Origin of the sequence: Halomonas sp. HAL1, from assembly GCF_030544485.1 — a bacterium.
GTDB classification, from domain to species: domain Bacteria; phylum Pseudomonadota; class Gammaproteobacteria; order Pseudomonadales; family Halomonadaceae; genus Vreelandella; species Vreelandella arctica.
Genome location: NZ_CP130610.1, coordinates 2,262,448 through 2,279,480, shown reverse-complemented (window position 1 = coordinate 2,279,480; position 17,033 = coordinate 2,262,448). Strand labels below are relative to the sequence as shown.

The 17,033-nt window shown below is 54.0% G+C and carries 15 protein-coding genes; 3 read left to right on the top strand and 12 right to left on the bottom strand.

The window, feature by feature from the left end:
- Positions 1-88: 88 nt before the first annotated feature.
- Positions 89-2,692: a bifunctional aconitate hydratase 2/2-methylisocitrate dehydratase gene (acnB, locus tag Q3Y66_RS10665; protein WP_008956248.1), complete on the bottom strand. Its 2,604-nt coding sequence runs from the start codon at positions 2,690-2,692 to the stop codon at positions 89-91.
- Between the two features lie 527 nt (positions 2,693-3,219).
- Here acnB and Q3Y66_RS10660 point away from each other — a divergent pair.
- Both Q3Y66_RS10660 and Q3Y66_RS10655 read left to right on the top strand, forming a co-directional pair.
- Positions 3,220-3,921, top strand: a complete 702-nt coding sequence (locus Q3Y66_RS10660) for a tRNA-(ms[2]io[6]A)-hydroxylase (protein ID WP_008956249.1) — start codon at positions 3,220-3,222, stop codon at positions 3,919-3,921.
- Positions 3,922-3,948: 27 nt separating this feature from the next.
- Positions 3,949-7,848 carry an AAA family ATPase gene (locus Q3Y66_RS10655; RefSeq protein WP_008956250.1) on the top strand — a complete coding sequence of 1,300 codons (3,900 nt, stop codon included), beginning with the start codon at positions 3,949-3,951 and terminating at the stop codon, positions 7,846-7,848.
- 58 nt (positions 7,849-7,906) lie between these two features.
- Here Q3Y66_RS10655 and Q3Y66_RS10650 read toward each other — a convergent pair whose 3' ends face one another.
- From Q3Y66_RS10650 to queC, 4 genes are read right to left on the bottom strand one after another with little or no spacing between them, the layout of a single operon-like run.
- A complete protein-coding gene (locus Q3Y66_RS10650) occupies positions 7,907-8,164 on the bottom strand; it encodes a YkgJ family cysteine cluster protein (protein ID WP_008956251.1) in 258 nt (85 codons plus the stop codon).
- Positions 8,161-9,006 (bottom strand): 6-carboxytetrahydropterin synthase, encoded by an 846-nt coding sequence (locus Q3Y66_RS10645; protein WP_008956252.1) that lies wholly within the window; start codon positions 9,004-9,006, stop codon positions 8,161-8,163. Before Q3Y66_RS10645 ends, Q3Y66_RS10650 begins: the two co-directional genes overlap by 4 nt.
- The gene (gene queE, locus Q3Y66_RS10640) at positions 9,006-9,662 is read right to left on the bottom strand and encodes a 7-carboxy-7-deazaguanine synthase (RefSeq protein WP_008956253.1); all 657 of its coding nucleotides are present in this window, start codon (positions 9,660-9,662) and stop codon (positions 9,006-9,008) included. Before queE ends, Q3Y66_RS10645 begins: the two co-directional genes overlap by 1 nt.
- Positions 9,662-10,369 carry a 7-cyano-7-deazaguanine synthase QueC gene (gene queC / locus Q3Y66_RS10635; protein ID WP_008956254.1) on the bottom strand — a complete coding sequence of 236 codons (708 nt, stop codon included), beginning with the start codon at positions 10,367-10,369 and terminating at the stop codon, positions 9,662-9,664. The genes queE and queC overlap by 1 nt, the downstream gene beginning before the upstream one ends.
- 208 nt (positions 10,370-10,577) lie before the next feature.
- Here queC and Q3Y66_RS10630 point away from each other — a divergent pair, with 208 nt between their 5' ends.
- Positions 10,578-10,994, top strand: coding sequence for an SRPBCC family protein (locus Q3Y66_RS10630; RefSeq protein ID WP_008956255.1), 417 nt, complete (start codon positions 10,578-10,580; stop codon positions 10,992-10,994).
- A gap of 40 nt (positions 10,995-11,034) precedes the next feature.
- Here the strand turns inward: Q3Y66_RS10630 and Q3Y66_RS10625 are convergent, their stop codons facing one another.
- From Q3Y66_RS10625 to Q3Y66_RS10595, 7 genes are all read right to left on the bottom strand, one after another.
- Positions 11,035-11,274 (bottom strand): DUF2789 domain-containing protein, encoded by a 240-nt coding sequence (locus Q3Y66_RS10625; RefSeq protein WP_008956256.1) that lies wholly within the window; start codon positions 11,272-11,274, stop codon positions 11,035-11,037.
- 89 nt (positions 11,275-11,363) lie between these two features.
- Positions 11,364-12,440, bottom strand: a complete 1,077-nt coding sequence (locus Q3Y66_RS10620) for an asparaginase (RefSeq protein ID WP_035586096.1) — start codon at positions 12,438-12,440, stop codon at positions 11,364-11,366.
- A 28-nt stretch (positions 12,441-12,468) separates the two neighbouring features.
- Entirely contained in the window at positions 12,469-13,680 is a 1,212-nt protein-coding gene (locus Q3Y66_RS10615) for an MFS transporter (RefSeq protein WP_008956258.1), read from the bottom strand.
- A gap of 25 nt (positions 13,681-13,705) precedes the next feature.
- Positions 13,706-14,209, bottom strand: coding sequence for a hypothetical protein (locus tag Q3Y66_RS10610; RefSeq protein WP_008956259.1), 504 nt, complete (start codon positions 14,207-14,209; stop codon positions 13,706-13,708).
- Positions 14,210-14,318: 109 nt separating this feature from the next.
- On the bottom strand, positions 14,319-15,581 hold the full coding sequence (locus tag Q3Y66_RS10605; RefSeq protein WP_008956260.1) for a DEAD/DEAH box helicase: 1,263 nt from the start codon (positions 15,579-15,581) through the stop codon (positions 14,319-14,321).
- Between the two features lie 280 nt (positions 15,582-15,861).
- The gene (locus Q3Y66_RS10600) at positions 15,862-16,359 is read right to left on the bottom strand and encodes a hypothetical protein (RefSeq protein WP_008956261.1); all 498 of its coding nucleotides are present in this window, start codon (positions 16,357-16,359) and stop codon (positions 15,862-15,864) included.
- Between the two features lie 65 nt (positions 16,360-16,424).
- Entirely contained in the window at positions 16,425-17,012 is a 588-nt protein-coding gene (locus Q3Y66_RS10595) for a membrane integrity-associated transporter subunit PqiC (RefSeq protein WP_008956262.1), read from the bottom strand.
- Positions 17,013-17,033 lie beyond the last annotated feature (21 nt).

The following is a 17,033-nucleotide window of genomic DNA, read 5'->3' as shown; positions in this document are numbered from 1 at the left end:
TCGGTCATCGACTCAGAAAATGCACTCTGTCACATTCTCTGCGATGGTGCGAGCATCGGCGATGGGGTGATCAGACTCAAGCGTTAAACTAAGCTTCTTGAGCGATCGGAATCACGTTAGAGGCGATCTTCTGATACTCCTCAATTTCGTGAAAATTCATATAACGATAAATCTCGCCAGCCATGGCGTCAAACTCACCCATGTAACGTTGATACTCTTCAACGCTGGGTAGGCGTCCTTCTACCGCGGCAACAGCCGCCAGTTCCGCAGAGGCAAGGTACACGTTGGCACCATCGCCCAGGCGGTTCGGGAAGTTTCGTGTAGACGTAGACACGACGGTGCTCTTGGCAGCAACGCGCGCCTGGTTACCCATACACAGTGAACATCCCGGCATTTCCATGCGTGCACCGGCACGACCGTAAATACCGTAGTAGCCTTCTTGCGTCAGCTGGTGCTGATCCATTTTCGTCGGTGGTGCCAGCCACAGCCGGGTTTTTAAACTACCGGCAGGCTGCTTTTCAAGCAACTTGCCCGCAGCCCGGAAGTGGCCGATGTTAGTCATGCATGAACCGATAAAGACCTCGTCGATTTTCTGGCCAGCTACTTCTGATAGCAGGCGAGCATCGTCCGGGTCGTTCGGGGCACACAGAACCGGCTCTTTAATTTCAGCTAGGTCAATTTCGATAACTTCAGTGTACTCGGCATCTTGGTCGGCACGCATCAAACTCGGGTTAGCCAACCATGCTTCCATACCTTCAATACGGCGGCTAATGGTACGTTCGTCGCCGTAACTGTTGCCCATCATCCACTTTAATAGGGTGATGTTGGATTTCAAGTATTCGGTCACGCTCTCTTCTGACAGCGTAATCGTACAGCCAGCAGCAGAACGCTCGGCAGAGGCATCGGAAAGCTCAAAGGCTTGCTCGACGGTTAGGTCTTCCAAACCTTCAATTTCCAACACGCGGCCTGAAAAGGCGTTTTTCTTGTTGGATTTGTCGACAGTCAACAAGCCCTGCTTGATGGCGTAAAGCGGAATGGCGTGAACCAGATCGCGTAGCGTAACGCCCGGCTGACGCTGGCCTTTAAAGCGAACCAGTACCGATTCCGGCATATCCAGCGGCATGACGCCGGTGGCAGCAGCAAACGCTACCAGGCCTGAACCGGCTGGGAACGAAATGCCCAGCGGGAAGCGGGTGTGCGAGTCGCCGCCGGTGCCAACTGTGTCAGGCAATAGCATGCGGTTCAGCCAGCTGTGAATGATGCCATCGCCGGGGCGTAGTGAAACACCGCCGCGGTTCATGATGAAGTCTGGCAGAGTGTGGTGGGTATCCACGTCGACCGGCTTAGGATAAGCGGCCGTATGGCAGAAAGACTGCATGACCAGATCGGCCTGGAAGCCTAGGCAAGCAAGGTCTTTCAGCTCATCGCGTGTCATCGGGCCGGTGGTGTCTTGAGACCCAACGGTGGTCATTTTAGGCTCGCAGTACATGCCCGGACGAACGCCGTCCAAACCACACGCTTTGCCAACCATCTTCTGGGCTAAGGTAAAGCCTTTGCCAGTATCTTTGGGCTGATCGGGTAAGCGGAAAACGTCAGAGGCGGGTAGTCCCAGCGACTCACGCGCCTTGCCGGTTAGTCCGCGACCAATGATAAGCGGGATACGGCCGCCAGCACGTACTTCATCCAGGATCAGCTGCGTTTTAAGTTCAAAGGTAGTGATGACATCATCGGTGCCATGCTTGCAGACTTTGCCTTCATAAGGATAAACGTCGATGACGTCGCCCATGTTCAGGTTGGTGACGTCCATCTCTACCGGCAGGGCGCCTGAGTCTTCCATGGTGTTGAAGAAGATAGGCGCGATTTTGCTACCAAAGCAGAAACCGCCAGCGCGCTTGTTCGGGGCGTAAGGAATGTCGTCGCCAAAGAACCAGAGTACGGAGTTAGTCGCTGATTTACGTGATGAGCCAGTGCCCACAACGTCACCAACGTAAACAACTGGAAAGCCTTTTGCTTTAACGTCTTCAATCTGCTTGAGCGGTCCGGTGGTGCCTTGCACCACAGGCTCAATGCCATCACGCTCGTTTTTAAGCATCGCATTGGCGTGCAGCGGTATATCAGGGCGTGACCAAGCATCTGGCGCCGGAGACAAGTCATCCGTGTTGGTTTCGCCAGGTACTTTAAACACGCTGAGTGTAATTTTTTCAGCCAGGGCCGGTTTAGAGAGGAACCACTCAGCATCTGCCCAAGATTGAATGACTTCTTTAGCAACGCTATTGCCGTTCTTGGCGCGTGTTTCGACATCATGGAAGGCATCGAACATTAACAGTGTGTGCTTGAGCTGCTCACCAGCTTCACGGGCAAGCTCCTCGTTATCGAGAAGTTCAACCATTGAAACAATGTTGTAGCCGCCCTGCATGGTGCCAAGCAGTTTAACAGCATGCACCTTGTCGATCAGCGGCGAGCTTGCTTCACCTTTCGCGACTGCAGTTAGAAAACCCGCTTTTACATACGCGGCTTCATCAACACCGGGCGGTACGCGATTGGTGATTAAATCGAGAATAAACTCCTCTTCACCGGCCGGTGGCGTTTTAAGCAGCTCAACTACTGACGCTACTTGTTCGGCGGTTAGGGGTTTGGGCGGGATGCCCTCAGCAGCACGTTCCTCGACATGTTGGCGGTAAGCTTCAAGCACGTTGGGGCCCTCTCATCTACGTTCTGATTTACTTTATGGTGACGGCCTACACGTAGCACCGTAGTGGCTGCGCAGTGTTGGAAAGTGGACCAATCACATAGGACATACGCTTGACAAACAGCATATGGTTGGATGGCCGAGATTCTACGGCAAACTGTCGACAATGTTAAGCTGGCATGGCGTGACCTCTGTTGTACTTTATGTTGATGTCACGATCTAAATGAATCAAAAAGCACCTTTTTATTAGTCGTTTGGCTCAAATTCAGGAAAGTTTTTACCATTTTCTAAGTTAACATAGGCTTGTGCGGGTGTGATTGAGGTTACAGCGGGTTACCATAGACCTCAATTTATAACCTTAGAGGCATCCTACTAATAGTGTGCTTATAAAGTGTGTGGAGCATTTTTGAGCGAATGACTACATTAGTAATAGGCGATGCAAGGTATAAAGATTTGTACCTAACAGGGACTGAGCGTTTTGAGCGCTTATATGTTGTACAATAGTGAAACACAAGATTGGTAATGGTGTTATGTCGATACAACCCAGTACTTTACAAACCAGTACTTTCCAAACTGATAAATTACAAACGAATGCCTTGCAAAGGGCTGACCATGCGTTAAAAGCGGATGATCTGTTGCCTGAAAGCCTGCGCCAGTTTCTGGCCTGTGCAACCCCTGACGCATGGCTGCAGTGGGCGCTCGAAAATCCTGAAACGCTATTAATTGACCACGCGCAATGTGAAAAAAAAGCCGCTTCTACGGCAATGAGTCTGCTCTATCGCTATGTTGATCAGCCGCTGTTGCTCAGCAAAATGTCGCAATTAGCCCGTGAAGAGCTGCTCCATTTCGAGCAGGTAGTCGCGCTTATGGAAGCACGAGGCGTTGCCTACCAACATTTAACGGCATCACGTTACGCTGAAGGGCTTAGGCGACACTTGCGTAGTAATGATCCCGAACGGCTAATTGATGTGTTAATCATCGGTGCACTTATTGAAGCACGTAGCTGTGAACGGTTTGCTTGTTTGATTCCTTATTTAGACGAAGAGCTTGCCAAGTTTTATCGCACTCTTGTGAAGTCAGAAGGCCGTCATTTTGAAGACTATTTGTTGCTGGCTCGCCAGCAAACAGCAAGCTCTATTGACGAGCGGATTGCTTTTTTTGTGGCGCGTGAAGCGGAGCTGATTACTTCGCCCGATACGGCTTTTCGTTTTCATAGCGGTGTGCCAGCTTAAGCCGCTTAGCCCGGCAGGATGTTTATCATGCGCGATGCTCGTGAGACAGACCAGTTAACCTTATTCGGCCACTTTTCGCTTACCCAGGGCGAAGATGTATTGACCCACTTTAGTTACGACAAAGTGAAAGCGCTGCTTGTTTATCTTTTGCTGCACCGCCAGCCGGTCAATCGGGCTGCTCTGGCAGAGCTGTTGTGGCCCGACCAAGGTTTGTCATCAGGCAGAACCAACCTGCGCCATGCGCTGCACTGTTTGCGCCAATCGTTAGGTGAGAGCGCCGACCAAGTATTAAGTGTCTCCCGGCAAACGATTGCTTTTCAACTTCCTAATAACTGGCAGGTTGACCTCCATACGCTGCAGCAGCTCTTAGAAGGACCCCGCGATTTAAATACCCTTGAAGCGCTGATGTCTTGTTACCAAGGCGACTTGATTGAAGAGCTGCAACTGGCCAACTGTAGCGAATTTCAGCGCTGGTTAGTCCAAGTTCGTAATGAGTGGCGTCAGCGTGTCATTCGTTTTGCTGAGCAGGTGCTCGAAGGTCACGCCGATGTACCTGATTCAATTTTGGAAGCGTTGGTCAGCCGCTTTTCAGGCTACGGTCCCTTTCATGAGCGTTTGGTTCGTCAACTCGCCGAACAAAACCAAATGGCTGCTGCCCATGAGCAGTACAACAGCTATTTACAGCTTTTAGCGCTGTCGGGCCAGCAGCCTGAGCCAAGCTTTCTGCAGTTAGCCAGCTATTGGTCAGATGGCCACCACGACCCGCGAATGATGAGCCCTCAAGGCGCCTTTTCGCGCGCGCTGGCAGCGGATAGTAAGCCGCTACGTGAAGATGAAATCGAACTGCGTCAGCTCTCCGTGATGGCTATACGCTTGCATCTAAAAGGGGAGTGGCAAGATCGCGCGGCGACACGCCACTGCCTTACGCTGCAGTTGGAATTACTACGCTGGTTAGAGCAGCAGTGCCATCACTTAGGCGGCTTTTGGCTTCCAGGTGCTACGGGCGGCTTAGGCTTGGCCTGTTTCGGCACTCATGGCCCCGCGCATCAGTTGGCGGAGCTAGTGGCGCTTTATGAGCATTGTCGTCAGGCCCTTCCCCAAGAGAGCGCGCGCCACTGGACTGGTGAGGGTGATATACCGCACTTTGAGTTGGCCGCTGGCTTGCACAGCGGTCGTGTGGTGTACCTACCCGAGCGTCAGTTGGCGGACCCGTTAGGCCAAGTCACGCAAACGTCTTTGGAGCTGATGAGCGCTGCAGAAGGTAGTGAACTGGTTATTTCCCAAGAAGCCAGTCAGCACATGCCGCCCGCGCTTGATCTTCAGCCACGCCTGGTGTCACGTTTGATCGCCAGCGATGGTCGTGTGCGCCTGCGTGCGCTGGTGCTGGGCCAGAACGAAGGCGGCCGCGATGCACTTCCCCCCAGCTTGGTGGGCCGTGAAACGTCGCTGCGTACCCTGCGCGATGCGCTGGCGCGGGCGGGTATTGGCTTGCGCCAAAGTGTCTTGGTGCGTGGCGCCTCGGGGATGGGGAAATCGGCGTTAATGGTCGGCTTTCGCCAATTAGAGCTTAGTCGTGATGCGGCGATATGCTGGCAGCCCACTACGCGTCTTTCGGTGCTAGACCCTTATGGGGTGGCCCGCACGCTGGTTGGCTGGTATCTCAAGCAAGCGCTTACCGTTGAAGCCATTCACGAACTACAGGCAACGCTAGGGTTTGATCAGCTGACGGCTGACCGGCAGCATCTGTTGGAGCAAGCGCTTGGAGTGCATGAAGTACAGGAAATTACCCAGCTAGCTCAAAGCGGTGAGGCCGTTGAGCTGGTGGTAATGCTGCTTCACCGCTTAATAGAGCGCCAGGCGACCACCCAGACGCTCGTGCTAATGATCGACGATTTACAGTGGCTGGATGAACCCTCATTTAAAGTGTTGGCAGGGCTGCAGGCAAGACTACCCATCAATACCGCTTTTATGTTGGTCGCTAGTCATCATGGGCGTGAAACTTTGCCGGTGAAATTGCACTGGGATCAGCAAATTAGCTTAGGCAATCTGGATGCGTTGCAGTCCTCGCGGCTGTTGTCGCAGCTTTCCCGCCGTTACCGTATCCACCTGAGTCCGCGGTTGCGTAACCAAATTATTGAGCGCTGCGATGGTGTGCCTCTGTATATGCAGGAGATTTGCCGTCGTTTGGATATGGATCGCCGAGAAGGGCGCAGTGTCCAATTTGAGGAACTGCCCAAGGGGTTATTAGGGCTTTTAGCAAGCCGTATTGATCAACTTGAGGGCGACCGTGAAATTGCCCACGTTGCAGCGGTACTGGGTAAGCGCTTTCGGTTGGATTTTCTACTTGAGTGCAGTGGTTGGGAAAAAGGTCGGCTTAACCAAGCGCTTGAGCATATGCGGGTACTGGAAATTGTTGAGCCGGTTGATAAAGAGAGTGGCGACCATGAATTCCAGTTTAGTCACCAGTTGCTGCAGGAAGCCGCTTATCTCTCTTGCCCGAGAGATGTGCGGGTCAAGCTGCACCAGCAGGTGGTGACTTTAATAGAAGAGCGTTTTCCGGTATGGATCAGTCGTCACCCCGGTGATTTCGCGACCCACCTACGTCGTAGTGGACACTATGCCCGTGGCGCCCGTTACTTTGAGCTGGCCGCTCGGGAAGCGCTCAAGGTCAGTGCCAACCGAACCGCACTGCGCATGGCGGATTTCGGCTTAGCGAGCCTTCGCCATGTTGAGCACGAGATCGAGCGTGAAGTGAGCCTGCTCACCGTTCGCGGTCAGGCGGCCTTTTCGTTAGAGGGGCACGGTTCACCGACCGCCCACGAAAGCTTTGTGCGTGCACGAGAGCTGCTGCGTGAATCGGGCAGCGATAGCCTTGAAGACCCGGAAGATCTTGAACAGATATTCCTGGTCAAATGGGGGCTCTGGGTCGGTCGTAGCCAGCGCTATGCCCATGCGGATGCGTTTGCTTTGGCTTCAACTCTGGCCGATATCGCGTCCCGTCTCGAAGACCCGCGTTATCGCCGTTTAGCCGATTATGCCCGGGCTAATTGCGAGTATTGGGCTGGACGCATTCAGCAGGCGCACGATCACTTGGATGAAATTGATCCGCTGAATGCGCAGATGATGATTGAGTGGCTGCCATTCTCTGATCACCCGCAAGTCTCTGCTGCCTGCTTTCAAGGGTGGGCGCTTTGTTTGCGTGGCGATTATCAGCGCGCTGAACGTCAAGTCTCGTCGGCGATTCGCCTAGCGGAGAAGATTGCACATCCTGGTACTTTGGCGATGGCGCTATTATTTGCCGCGGCGCTTTATCGTCAATTGGGACACGTTCATCTGGCTGCCCGGCACGCCGAACGGGCGGCCGCTATGACCGGCACACCAGATTTGCAGTTATGGCAAATTTCCGCACAAATTATTCTCGGCTGGCAGCGGGCGTTGGCAGGGGATACGGCGGGGCTTACCCAACTGCGTGACAGTCTAGACCAGATGGCCGAGCTGAAAGGGCGTAACCGCTATCAGCGGCCAGTACTCTGGTATTCGGACGCGTGTATTGAGCTGGGCGAGCTAAACGCTGCAGAGGATTACCTGGATCAGTGCTTAGTGATCGCCCGTGAAAGGACAACGCTATTCCTGCCGGAATTAGCCACCCAGCTTGCCAAGGTGCGTGATCTGCTTGGGCATCCCGCCAATGAAGTGAAAGCATTAGCTGAGATGGCGATTAACCAAGCTCGCGAGCATGGCAACCGCCACCAGGAACTGGCGGCCCTTGAACTATGGTTGACGCGCATTGAGCCTAATGACCAGCAGGCCAAAGAGAGTTTCAGGCGCTTGTTGAGCGAAGTCAGTCACAGTGATGCCCCGGTGCTGACACGCTGGATCAGCCTGCTGGACCGCCGTTTGCCGCACCCCGTGAGTATTGAAAGCTAGTCACAAGGGAGTTAGCCCAAGGGAGTTGGCTTTGGCGGAGGTGGAGAAAGTGCGCTTTCTAACGTGTATCTTCTTCTAGCCAGGTCAGTGTGGCGAGCGCCTCTTCTCGGTGCTCGCCACACACGCTGGCATCAAAGTTAAAACGTTTGCAAACCTTGGGGCGGCTCGGGTCACCAAATAGACGACACAGGTTGTGTTCATCTAGCTGAACACAGCGTACCCCTGCCGGCTTGCCTTCTGGCATGCCGGGGATAGCAGAGCTAATCGAAGGTGCGATGCAGCAGGCGCCACACCCCGCACGACATCCTTCGCTCATAGCGCAGCACTTGGTGAAAACATAGCAATCGCGCCCTTGTTGATTCCCTCGAACGCCTGAATGCGTGTGACTTGACCGCTCTGTGTGGCGACTTCCCGTGCCAGCCAGGCCGCAATATTTTCTACCGTGGTGGGCCCGGGCAGCACGGTACACAACGACTGTGGCAAGGTAATGGAAAAATCCCCCTGGGCGGCTCGGTAGCGGCAGGTAAGCGTTTCATTATTGCGAGCCGCGATATCTGCCTTCTCAAGAAGATAGCGATTATCCAGCCAGGCCGCCCACTGTTGTTCAAGCAGGGTTTGGCGCGCTTCCTGCTGCCAGATATACAGTCGTGAACGGTGGCCATGGGCAATGCGTTGGCAATTTCCTGCGTGCCGCTTCAGGCCGTGGCTATAGCCGTACGCGGCGCCGTCGTTGGGTTCATCGCTAAGTGTTAGGGAAACCCGATCAACATTTTCAGGACGCTGCTCGGTCAGTTGGTGGCTTAAATGTTCAGCGACCATTTCAAGCGTAATAGCTTGCCAGGGAAGCAGGGTGAATGCCTCTTCCGGCCCGCATACTTCCATTGGGTAGGGCATCGTGGTACGAACGCATAATCCTTCAGGGCACTCGGAGACACTGATGCCTGACGCCTCGGTGGGGACCAGCAAGGTATGGTCCAGCCCGCTGTCCAGGGTACGCTTGATCCACGGCTTCACTTCACCAAAATCGAAAAGCATGCCGTCTTCACCCAGCTCGCCTTCCAACACCGCGTCTACCTGCCAGCTACAGCCGACCAAGCCGCGCTTGGCGCACCAAAGCGAGACGTCGATATGGGTCAGTTGTTGAACGAATAAAGCCATTAATCAAAACCTGCTAATTTGTGCATTTGCAGCGAAAGACGCCACTGTGGATTAGCCATACAGTAGGCGGTCGTCTCAGCAACGGTTGTCTTGTCCTGGTGTAGGGGAGCAAGGTCCATCGGCTGTAAAAAAAAGTGCTGAAAATCCAAGCTTGAAAACTGCTCTGGTGGCGCATCAGGCTGGGGGTAAACGAGCTTTAATTCGTCGCCATGGGTAACGACCAAGGGATTGTTGCCCTTGGGGCTTACGCACAGCCAATCAATGCCAGGGGGTGGCGCCAGCGTGCCGTTGGTTTCGACGGCCACCTCAAACCCATGGCGGTGTAGCGTGGCAATCAACGCCGCGTCAAGCTGCAGCAAAGGCTCACCACCGGTAAACACGACATAGGGTGTTGCCTTGGGCTTTTCAGCACCGCTTTGGGTAGGCCAAAGGGCTGCAATGTGTTCGGCAAGGGCTTCGGCAGTGTAAAATTTTCCGCCGTTGATACCGTTCGTGCCAATAAAATCGGTATCGCAAAATGTGCATTTAGCCGTTGCACGATCCACTTCGCGGCCCGACCACAGGTTGCAGCCGCTAAAACGACAAAAAACACTTGCTCTGCCGGCCTGGGCGCCTTCCCCCTGCAGGGTATAAAACGCTTCTTTAACTTGGTACATCAGCGTTGTCCTGCGGTGTCTGGGGTATATGCCAATGGGTCTGTCACCCCGTTAGCGGCAAAGGCGGCTAGTCGTTCGCGGCAGCTACCGCAAACGCCGCAGGCTAGTTCTCGCCCTTCGTAGCACGTCCAGGTGTGGCGGTAGTCCAAGCCCATGGCCAAGCCCTCACGCAAAATCTCGGCCTTGCTTGAGGAGAGGTATGGCGCGTGGAGCGTGACGGGCTCGAAGTTGGCAATGCTTGCGACATGGTTCATTGCCTCAACGAACTCGGGACGGCAGTCCGGGTACAATATGTGATCGCCGCCATGGGCACCGTAATCGACTCGCTCTGCGCCAATATTGACCGCTTTGGCAATCGCCAAAGAGAGTAAAATCATATTGCGATTAGGCACCACCGTAGCGCGTAAATTGTCCGCGGCGTAGTCGCCGTGGGGCATCGCTTGGTCTGGGTTGGTCAGCGCTGAATTGTCAATCAGACCGTGGATGGCGCGAATATCGACCACCTGGTGGGGCACGCCAAGCGTGGTGCAGACCTGACGAGCAGTGTCGAGTTCACGAGCATGCCGCTGGCCATAGTCAAACGAGAGCGCGTGGACGGTAAGCCCTTCGCGCAGCGCACGGTGAAGCACAGTAAAAGAGTCCATTCCACCGGAATAGATAACGACAGTCGTGGCGCTATCAGCGGCCACAGGGGGTATTGATGACATGAGAAAACACTCGTTGTCGGAGAATTTATTGATCGCGAGCAGCAATTTGCTGGCGCGGCGTTCCGGGATCCGGTCCGGAAGGGCGGCAGTTTACGCAATAGCGGTTAATCTGACCAGTTCTAGCGCACATTGGGGTAATTGCGGCATGGGCGGGCAGCATTAATATCAACATGCTACGCTAATCATCCACGTTGTTAGAGGGCAACCAATGGCTACCATTGAACACAGTGAAATTGTTAACGCTCCCCCCGAAAAGGTGTTTGAGCTACTGCGTCGCGTCGAGGATTTTGCTGATTACTCAGATCTCATCCGCTCCATCGACACGCTGGGAGAGAACCGTTATCGATGGCACGTGCGCGCTGTCGGTATGGATTGGGCGTTTGACGTCATGGTCACCGAAATTCAACCGCCCCATGTGCTTGCCTGGGAGTCGTTGGATGGGGTTAAAAACCAGGGGCGATACCGTCTTCGCGAAGTGCCGGAAGGGACGGAAGTGGCGCTGACGCTAAGTTATGAAATTCGAAACCGTTTAATGGAAAAGGCCGTAAACAAGGCGGCCAAGCCGCTAGTGGGAAAAGTCAGCCGACAAATTCTTGAGCGCGTTGAGGCGCGTTTGAATGGTTGATGCGCCGTTTTTAACGGCGCACTCTAATCTGGCTGCCGTATTAGTGAGGCTTATGCATTGAGGCGTCGAGATGATCAACAACTTCGGCCCAATCGGCATCTTCATCCACGGCTTCTTTTAGAAACGCCGCCTGGCCTTCGTTCCAGCAGGGGGCATCTGCCAATGGCATTGACTCGGGGAGCGGAGCATTGCGCTTAATAAAGCGCTCGATGGAATCAGCATCAGACGCAAGGCCCAACTGCTCAAACAGTTCACTGAAATGATGCACTGGCTTTTCCATAATTTATTGTTCCTTCAAACTGTTAGATTATCCTTCTACACCATAGACCGAATCTCAAGGTATGCCAGCGCTGCGCAAATTCCGCTACGTCACCGTTCACCGATCAATGGTGTTAAAAAGCGCTGGCGTTGATCTTCTAATGAGAGCGGCTGGGCCAGTAAGTGAGCCAGTTTGGTGAATGCTGCTTCCGGTGTCATGTCGTCGCCTGCCAGAATGCCCGCATCGCTCAGGCCGTGGCCAGCGGCGTAAGCGCCCAGTTGGATGCTCCCTTGCGGGCACTGGCTAATGGCGGCCAGTAGCTTGCCCTCTCCACTGGCCCTGGCCAGCACGTCCAGTAAGTGTGGGTCGCCGGGTAGGTTTCCGGCGCCCCAGAACTGGAGTAACGCTCCTTTAACGCGCGAATCACCTAGCCATGTCTCAAGCTGCCAGGCTGTGATCCCAGGCCAGAGCACGATACGGACCACTTCCCCTTTGTTAATCAAACAGTAGTCGGGGAGTTCAAAGCGTGGTGCTCCTCGTTGTTGCAGGGCCAGTCCACGACTGGGGTAATAAACGAAATCGTCGCCCACCCGTTCGCCGAGCAAGGGGTAGTTGGGGCTTGCAAAGGCATTGAGCGCTTCGCTGTGCTGTTTGATGGCGCGGACACCGCGAAGCAACTGACCGGCAAAGTAAATAGCTACTTCTTGTAGCCCGGGCTTGCTGGCGAACTGCAGCGCGCCGTGTAGATTGTCTAGTGCGTCGCTGCCGGGAGCTTCCAGCGGGCGCATGGCGCCCGTCACAATCACCGGGCGATCTAATCCCTGTAACTGATAGGCAAGGCTAGCAGCCGTCCAGCTGAGGGTGTCGGTACCGTGAATGATTACAAAGCCTGCGTAGGCCGTTAATTGGCTGCTAACATCGCGTGCAAGCTGTTGCCAAGTAAGCGGCGTAGCGGCGCTCGAATCAATTAAGGTTGAATAGCTTACGACGTCATAGGCGGGAAGGGACTGCTGGTGGGCAAGCGGCAGCTGGGCAAGGGCCGTGGTCATTCGAGTGGCAAAGTCGCCGCCGGGAGCAAGCCCGTTGGCATGATGCTGCATGCCAATCGTGCCCCCAGTGTAAATGACCAAGATGCGCTCTTGGGAAGCGATGCTGCTAGCTAGTGGGGAGTAGGGGGGCATAGCCATCTCCTGGGCCTCTTACAATACATGGGAATCAATAAGAGCGAGTAATGCGCTCTACCAAAAGTCCGCCACTCTGGTCATCTAGACGCTGATTTCGCCCAGCCAGCAATGCAAAACCACAGCATACGGTAAGCAGAGCGATTAATAGCCAGGCGATATGTGAGGTGTTGGCACCTGATTGAAGCATCACCCCGACACCGAAAGGCCCTAGCGCCGCTAATGTATAACCACCGCCTTGAACCAGGCCAGAAAGCTGCCCTGCAAGACGTGAGTTGGCTGTACGTAACACTAACAAACTGAGCGCTAAGCTAAAGCTGCCACCTTGGCCGATGCCAAGTAAGGCCGCGCCGGGCCATTTCCATATTAATGGCGCGATAAGCAGCATCCACAAACCCGCGGCCGTGCTGAATAGCACCAGTAATAAAGCGGGACGTTGGTCTCGGCCCAGGCGTGCTAGCCAAGGTGCGCCTAGCGCGGAGGCTAGTTGACACATAATCGAAACCGCCATGGTCCAGCCTGCATCGGCCTCGTTATAGCCGCGAGCAACTAATAAGGTGGGTAGCCAGCCAAAGACGATATAAGCCATGGAAGACTGAATCCCCATAAACAGCATGACATGCCAGGTAAGCGGCTGCTTAAGCAGCCGTAAAAGGCCACTTTTAGGCGGATTGGGCGTATTCGATAGTCGGGAGCGTGGCATTTGAAAGTGCCATAAGACAAGTGCAAACATGGCCAGTAGTGCCCAGCTCATTAAGCTTGCCTGCCAACTGCCGAGCAGCTGTGTTAACGGCACGCTAAATCCGGCTCCTAAGGCGCCGCCCAAGCAGAGTGCCATGGTATATAAGCCGGTTAGCAGGTCGGCACTTGCGGGCAGTTCACGTTTCACCAAAGCGGGTAGTAGGGTGCCGCCGATGCCTATTGCGCAGCCTGCCATTGCAGAACCGACGAATAACACGCCGGGAAGCGGTAGACCACGCAAAATAAGGCCTGCTGCGAGAAGTATCAGCGCCGCACTCAGCGCGCGTTCACTGCCTATGCGTCTGGCAAGTGTCGGGGCTAGCGGGGCGGAGAGGCCTAAAAAGAGCACGGGAAGCGTGGTCAGCAGCCCAGCGGCGGTGGCTGAGAGACCCGCACTCTCTTGTAAACGCGTCAGCAAAGGGGCAACTGAGGACATGGCAGGGCGTAAATTTAGCCCTACCACGACCATCAGCAGAATAAAGGTAATTGAGCGACGGGATGCCATATCGATGCTTGTTTCACGCCAACGTTTATTTAAGGTGAGGGCGCAAGTCTCCGCGAACAGCATCGAGTAGCGTGATGAAATGATAATCCTGCGAGGAGTCCAGACTATCTACTCTGACGTTAGTGCGCATGCCTTTGTCCATTAGCAGCTGGTCAAATATTTCTAACGTGAGCTTGCGTGCAGGTTTATCGCCTGGGGCCATAATGCCGTCTTCAAGGGTAAACGTTTCCAGCAAGGTGACGCGCACACGGGTGCTATTGCCTTCACTAAGCACGCGACGCACAAACAGCCACCCTTCGCAGGGCAGTGCATGGTTATCATCGCGTTGGCGTAAGAAAATTGTGCGGTAACAAGCGCCTTCAACAGACGCCTTTTCAGCCATGCTGCGGTAAGCCTGGGATACTTGGTTCGCTGAGGCTCGAGCGTCCTCTAAACGCTGCACAATTCCTTGATGCTCACGGCTGAGCTGCTCTTGACGTTGAAATGTCAGCCATTGGCGGTAATCGGCCATAAGTTGAGAAGACGCCATAATCACTCCATGAATAAATGGTTCATGCCTAACGGCTTAAAGATAGTTGCTCAATATAGAAGGGGGGAATATGCAAAGGCGACACCTTCGCATATTCCTGCCTACCAAGCTAGCGGCGGGCGCGACGTTTGCGTTCGCCACTAGTATTTGTATTTGCGCTCTGGCCTTCGGGTTTGCGTTTGGCGCGAGGCTGGCGTTGATTGCGCCGACCATTCTCGATGGGCTCAGGTTTGATGGTGGGATCAGGTTCAAAACCAGGTTCTATATGCTTCGGCAGCGTCTGTTTAATCAGCCGTTCAATATTACCCAGCAGCCCGTCTTCATCGACACACACCAGCGAGACGGCTTCGCCATTGCTGCCTGCGCGTCCGGTACGCCCAATGCGGTGTACGTAATCTTCCGCCACGTTGGGTAGATCAAAGTTGACCACATGGGGCAGCTCATTGATATCCAGGCCTCGGGCGGCGATATCGGTAGCCACCAATACTTGCAGGTCGCCACTTTTAAACGCTGTTAGCGCGCGAGTACGGGCCCCTTGGCTTTTATTGCCGTGGATCGCCATCGAAGGAATATCTTGCTTAGAGAGCTGCTCAGCCAAGCGGTTTGCGCCATGTTTGGTTCGTGTGAACACCAACACTTGGAACCAGCCATTCTGCTGAATTAAGTGGGCCAGTAGTTCACGTTTTTTCTCGCGGTCTACGCGGTAAATGGCCTGTTCAATTTTCTCCGCGGTAGTGTTGCGGGGCGCTACTTCAATCATGGCTGGATTATCCAGCAACTGTTGAGCGAGGGTTTGAATCTCATTCGAGAATGTTGCCGAGAACAACAGGTTTTGACGCTTTTTAGGGACTAGGCGCAGGAGTCGTTTAATGTCGTGGATGAAGCCCATATCAAGCATACGGTCAGCTTCATCCAGGACTAATATCTCAACGGACGAGAGATCTACATGGCCCTGCTGGTGAAGATCAAGAAGGCGCCCTGGTGTGGCGACAAGTACATCTAACCCAGCTTTAAGCGCATCGATTTGAGGCTGTTGACCAACACCGCCAAAGATAATGTGCGAGCGCAATGCTAAGTGTTGACCATAGGTAGACACGCTTTCGCCTACTTGGGCGGCAAGCTCACGTGTAGGGGTTAACACCAATGCGCGAACCTGTCGTTTGCCTGGCTGCTTGCCTGTGTTTAAGCGTTGCAACATGGGTAGCGTGAAACCGGCAGTTTTGCCAGTGCCGGTTTGGGCGCTGGCTAGCATGTCGCGACCTTCTAGCACGACAGGGATAGCTTCTCGCTGTATCGGGGTAGGGACGGTGTAACCTTGCGCTGTGACAGCGCGTAATAAATCGGCGTGCAGGCCAAGTTCAGAAAAGCTCATGCGTTCTCCGCAATCACCTAGTGAGTTAATACCGGTAAGTGGTTATAGTCACTAGATGTAATGTTCAAAAAGCGAGGTTGATTGCCCTTCGCGGCAGCGAAGTGTGCCAGATATCTCAGCATGCCGCGATGGTCGTTAGTTAGCCGTGGATGACCGTGAAAGGAGACGTGAAGATTACAGCGCTAAGAAATGCTGAGACTGATGTGCACGGGCACATCAGAAAACTTACGTATCAGTAATTAGCCGAGCAGTGTAACACGAATATAAGATGCAAGCCTGTTTAGCTCTCTTGTGTCAGTAGTGAATGCTGGGTATGAAGAGGGATCAACCGAGCTAATGTCGCGGGCGGTAATTGCAGCTGGGCAAGCTCGCCAGGTGTTAACGCAAAAAATTGCTCGGGTGTGTATACGCCTAGCTGAAATAGCTGTTGTGCCGTCGCCGGTCCCAACCCATCAAGGGCGAGTAGTCGTCGTGCAAAAAGAGAAATAAAACGATTTTTTTGTTTGTTATCGAACTCGGCGTAGGCGGTTTGATAGTAATTTCCCGCGTGCAGAGTTATAAATTGCTCAATACGCTCAAGCGCGGCTAGCGTTGACGCGTCGAGCGAGTGAATGGCTAACTGATCGAGTAGAGCGTCGTGACTATGCAGGGCTGTTTCAAGGGTTGCGAGTGACGCCTCTCCCTCCAGCAGGGATGTCACTGTCTGCATTAACGCATTGATCGCCTCGCGCAGTTGTGCAGCGGGCAATTCAGCAGTGTTGTTCGTTTCATCTATCATGAGAACATCCCTGAGAAGGCTGATGTTTAGCGTAGTTCAGCAAACCACGGTTAGTAAGCCTTGAATTAATTAAAATAATTGCCTTGGCGTATTTCATTGGCGATAAGCTCGGCGGCTTGATCCCAGCTTTCGCTCAGAGCGCGCACGAGCGCTGGGTAGCCATCTGTTTCAAGCGGTGTCTCCGAGTAGAAATTCTCCATTACCAACAGTTCGCCAGCAGTGTTGACTAATTGCCATTGGCCACTCGCGACGGCGACACCATCAAAACGGCCTTGGAATTGATCAACAGTAAGGCGCAGGGTCAATGCGTTAGCGGGTTCGCCCTCTGCGCGCATCACCCTGAGCGTGGGCATCGCTTGCGATAAATTGGCGCGCATGCGGCGTTCTAACTGCCTATCCAACCCTTCCGCCCACTGATGCTCACGTGCCGCGTTCAGCGTAATATCGTCTAACTGCATCACTATCCCGTCAACGTCAAGATAATGCGCAAGTCGAGGGCTACTCAGTACGAGTGTACCCTCTGGCTGGTTAGTGGTACTGCTCACAGTGTCGCTCGGCAGCATATAGCGCGCAGGGGGAGTAACACTGCTGGCGCAAGCGGTTACCAGTGCGCAGATCATTAGTAGCAGTAAACACTTGATCCAGTTCGTCATTCTAGTCCCTATAAGCATGGA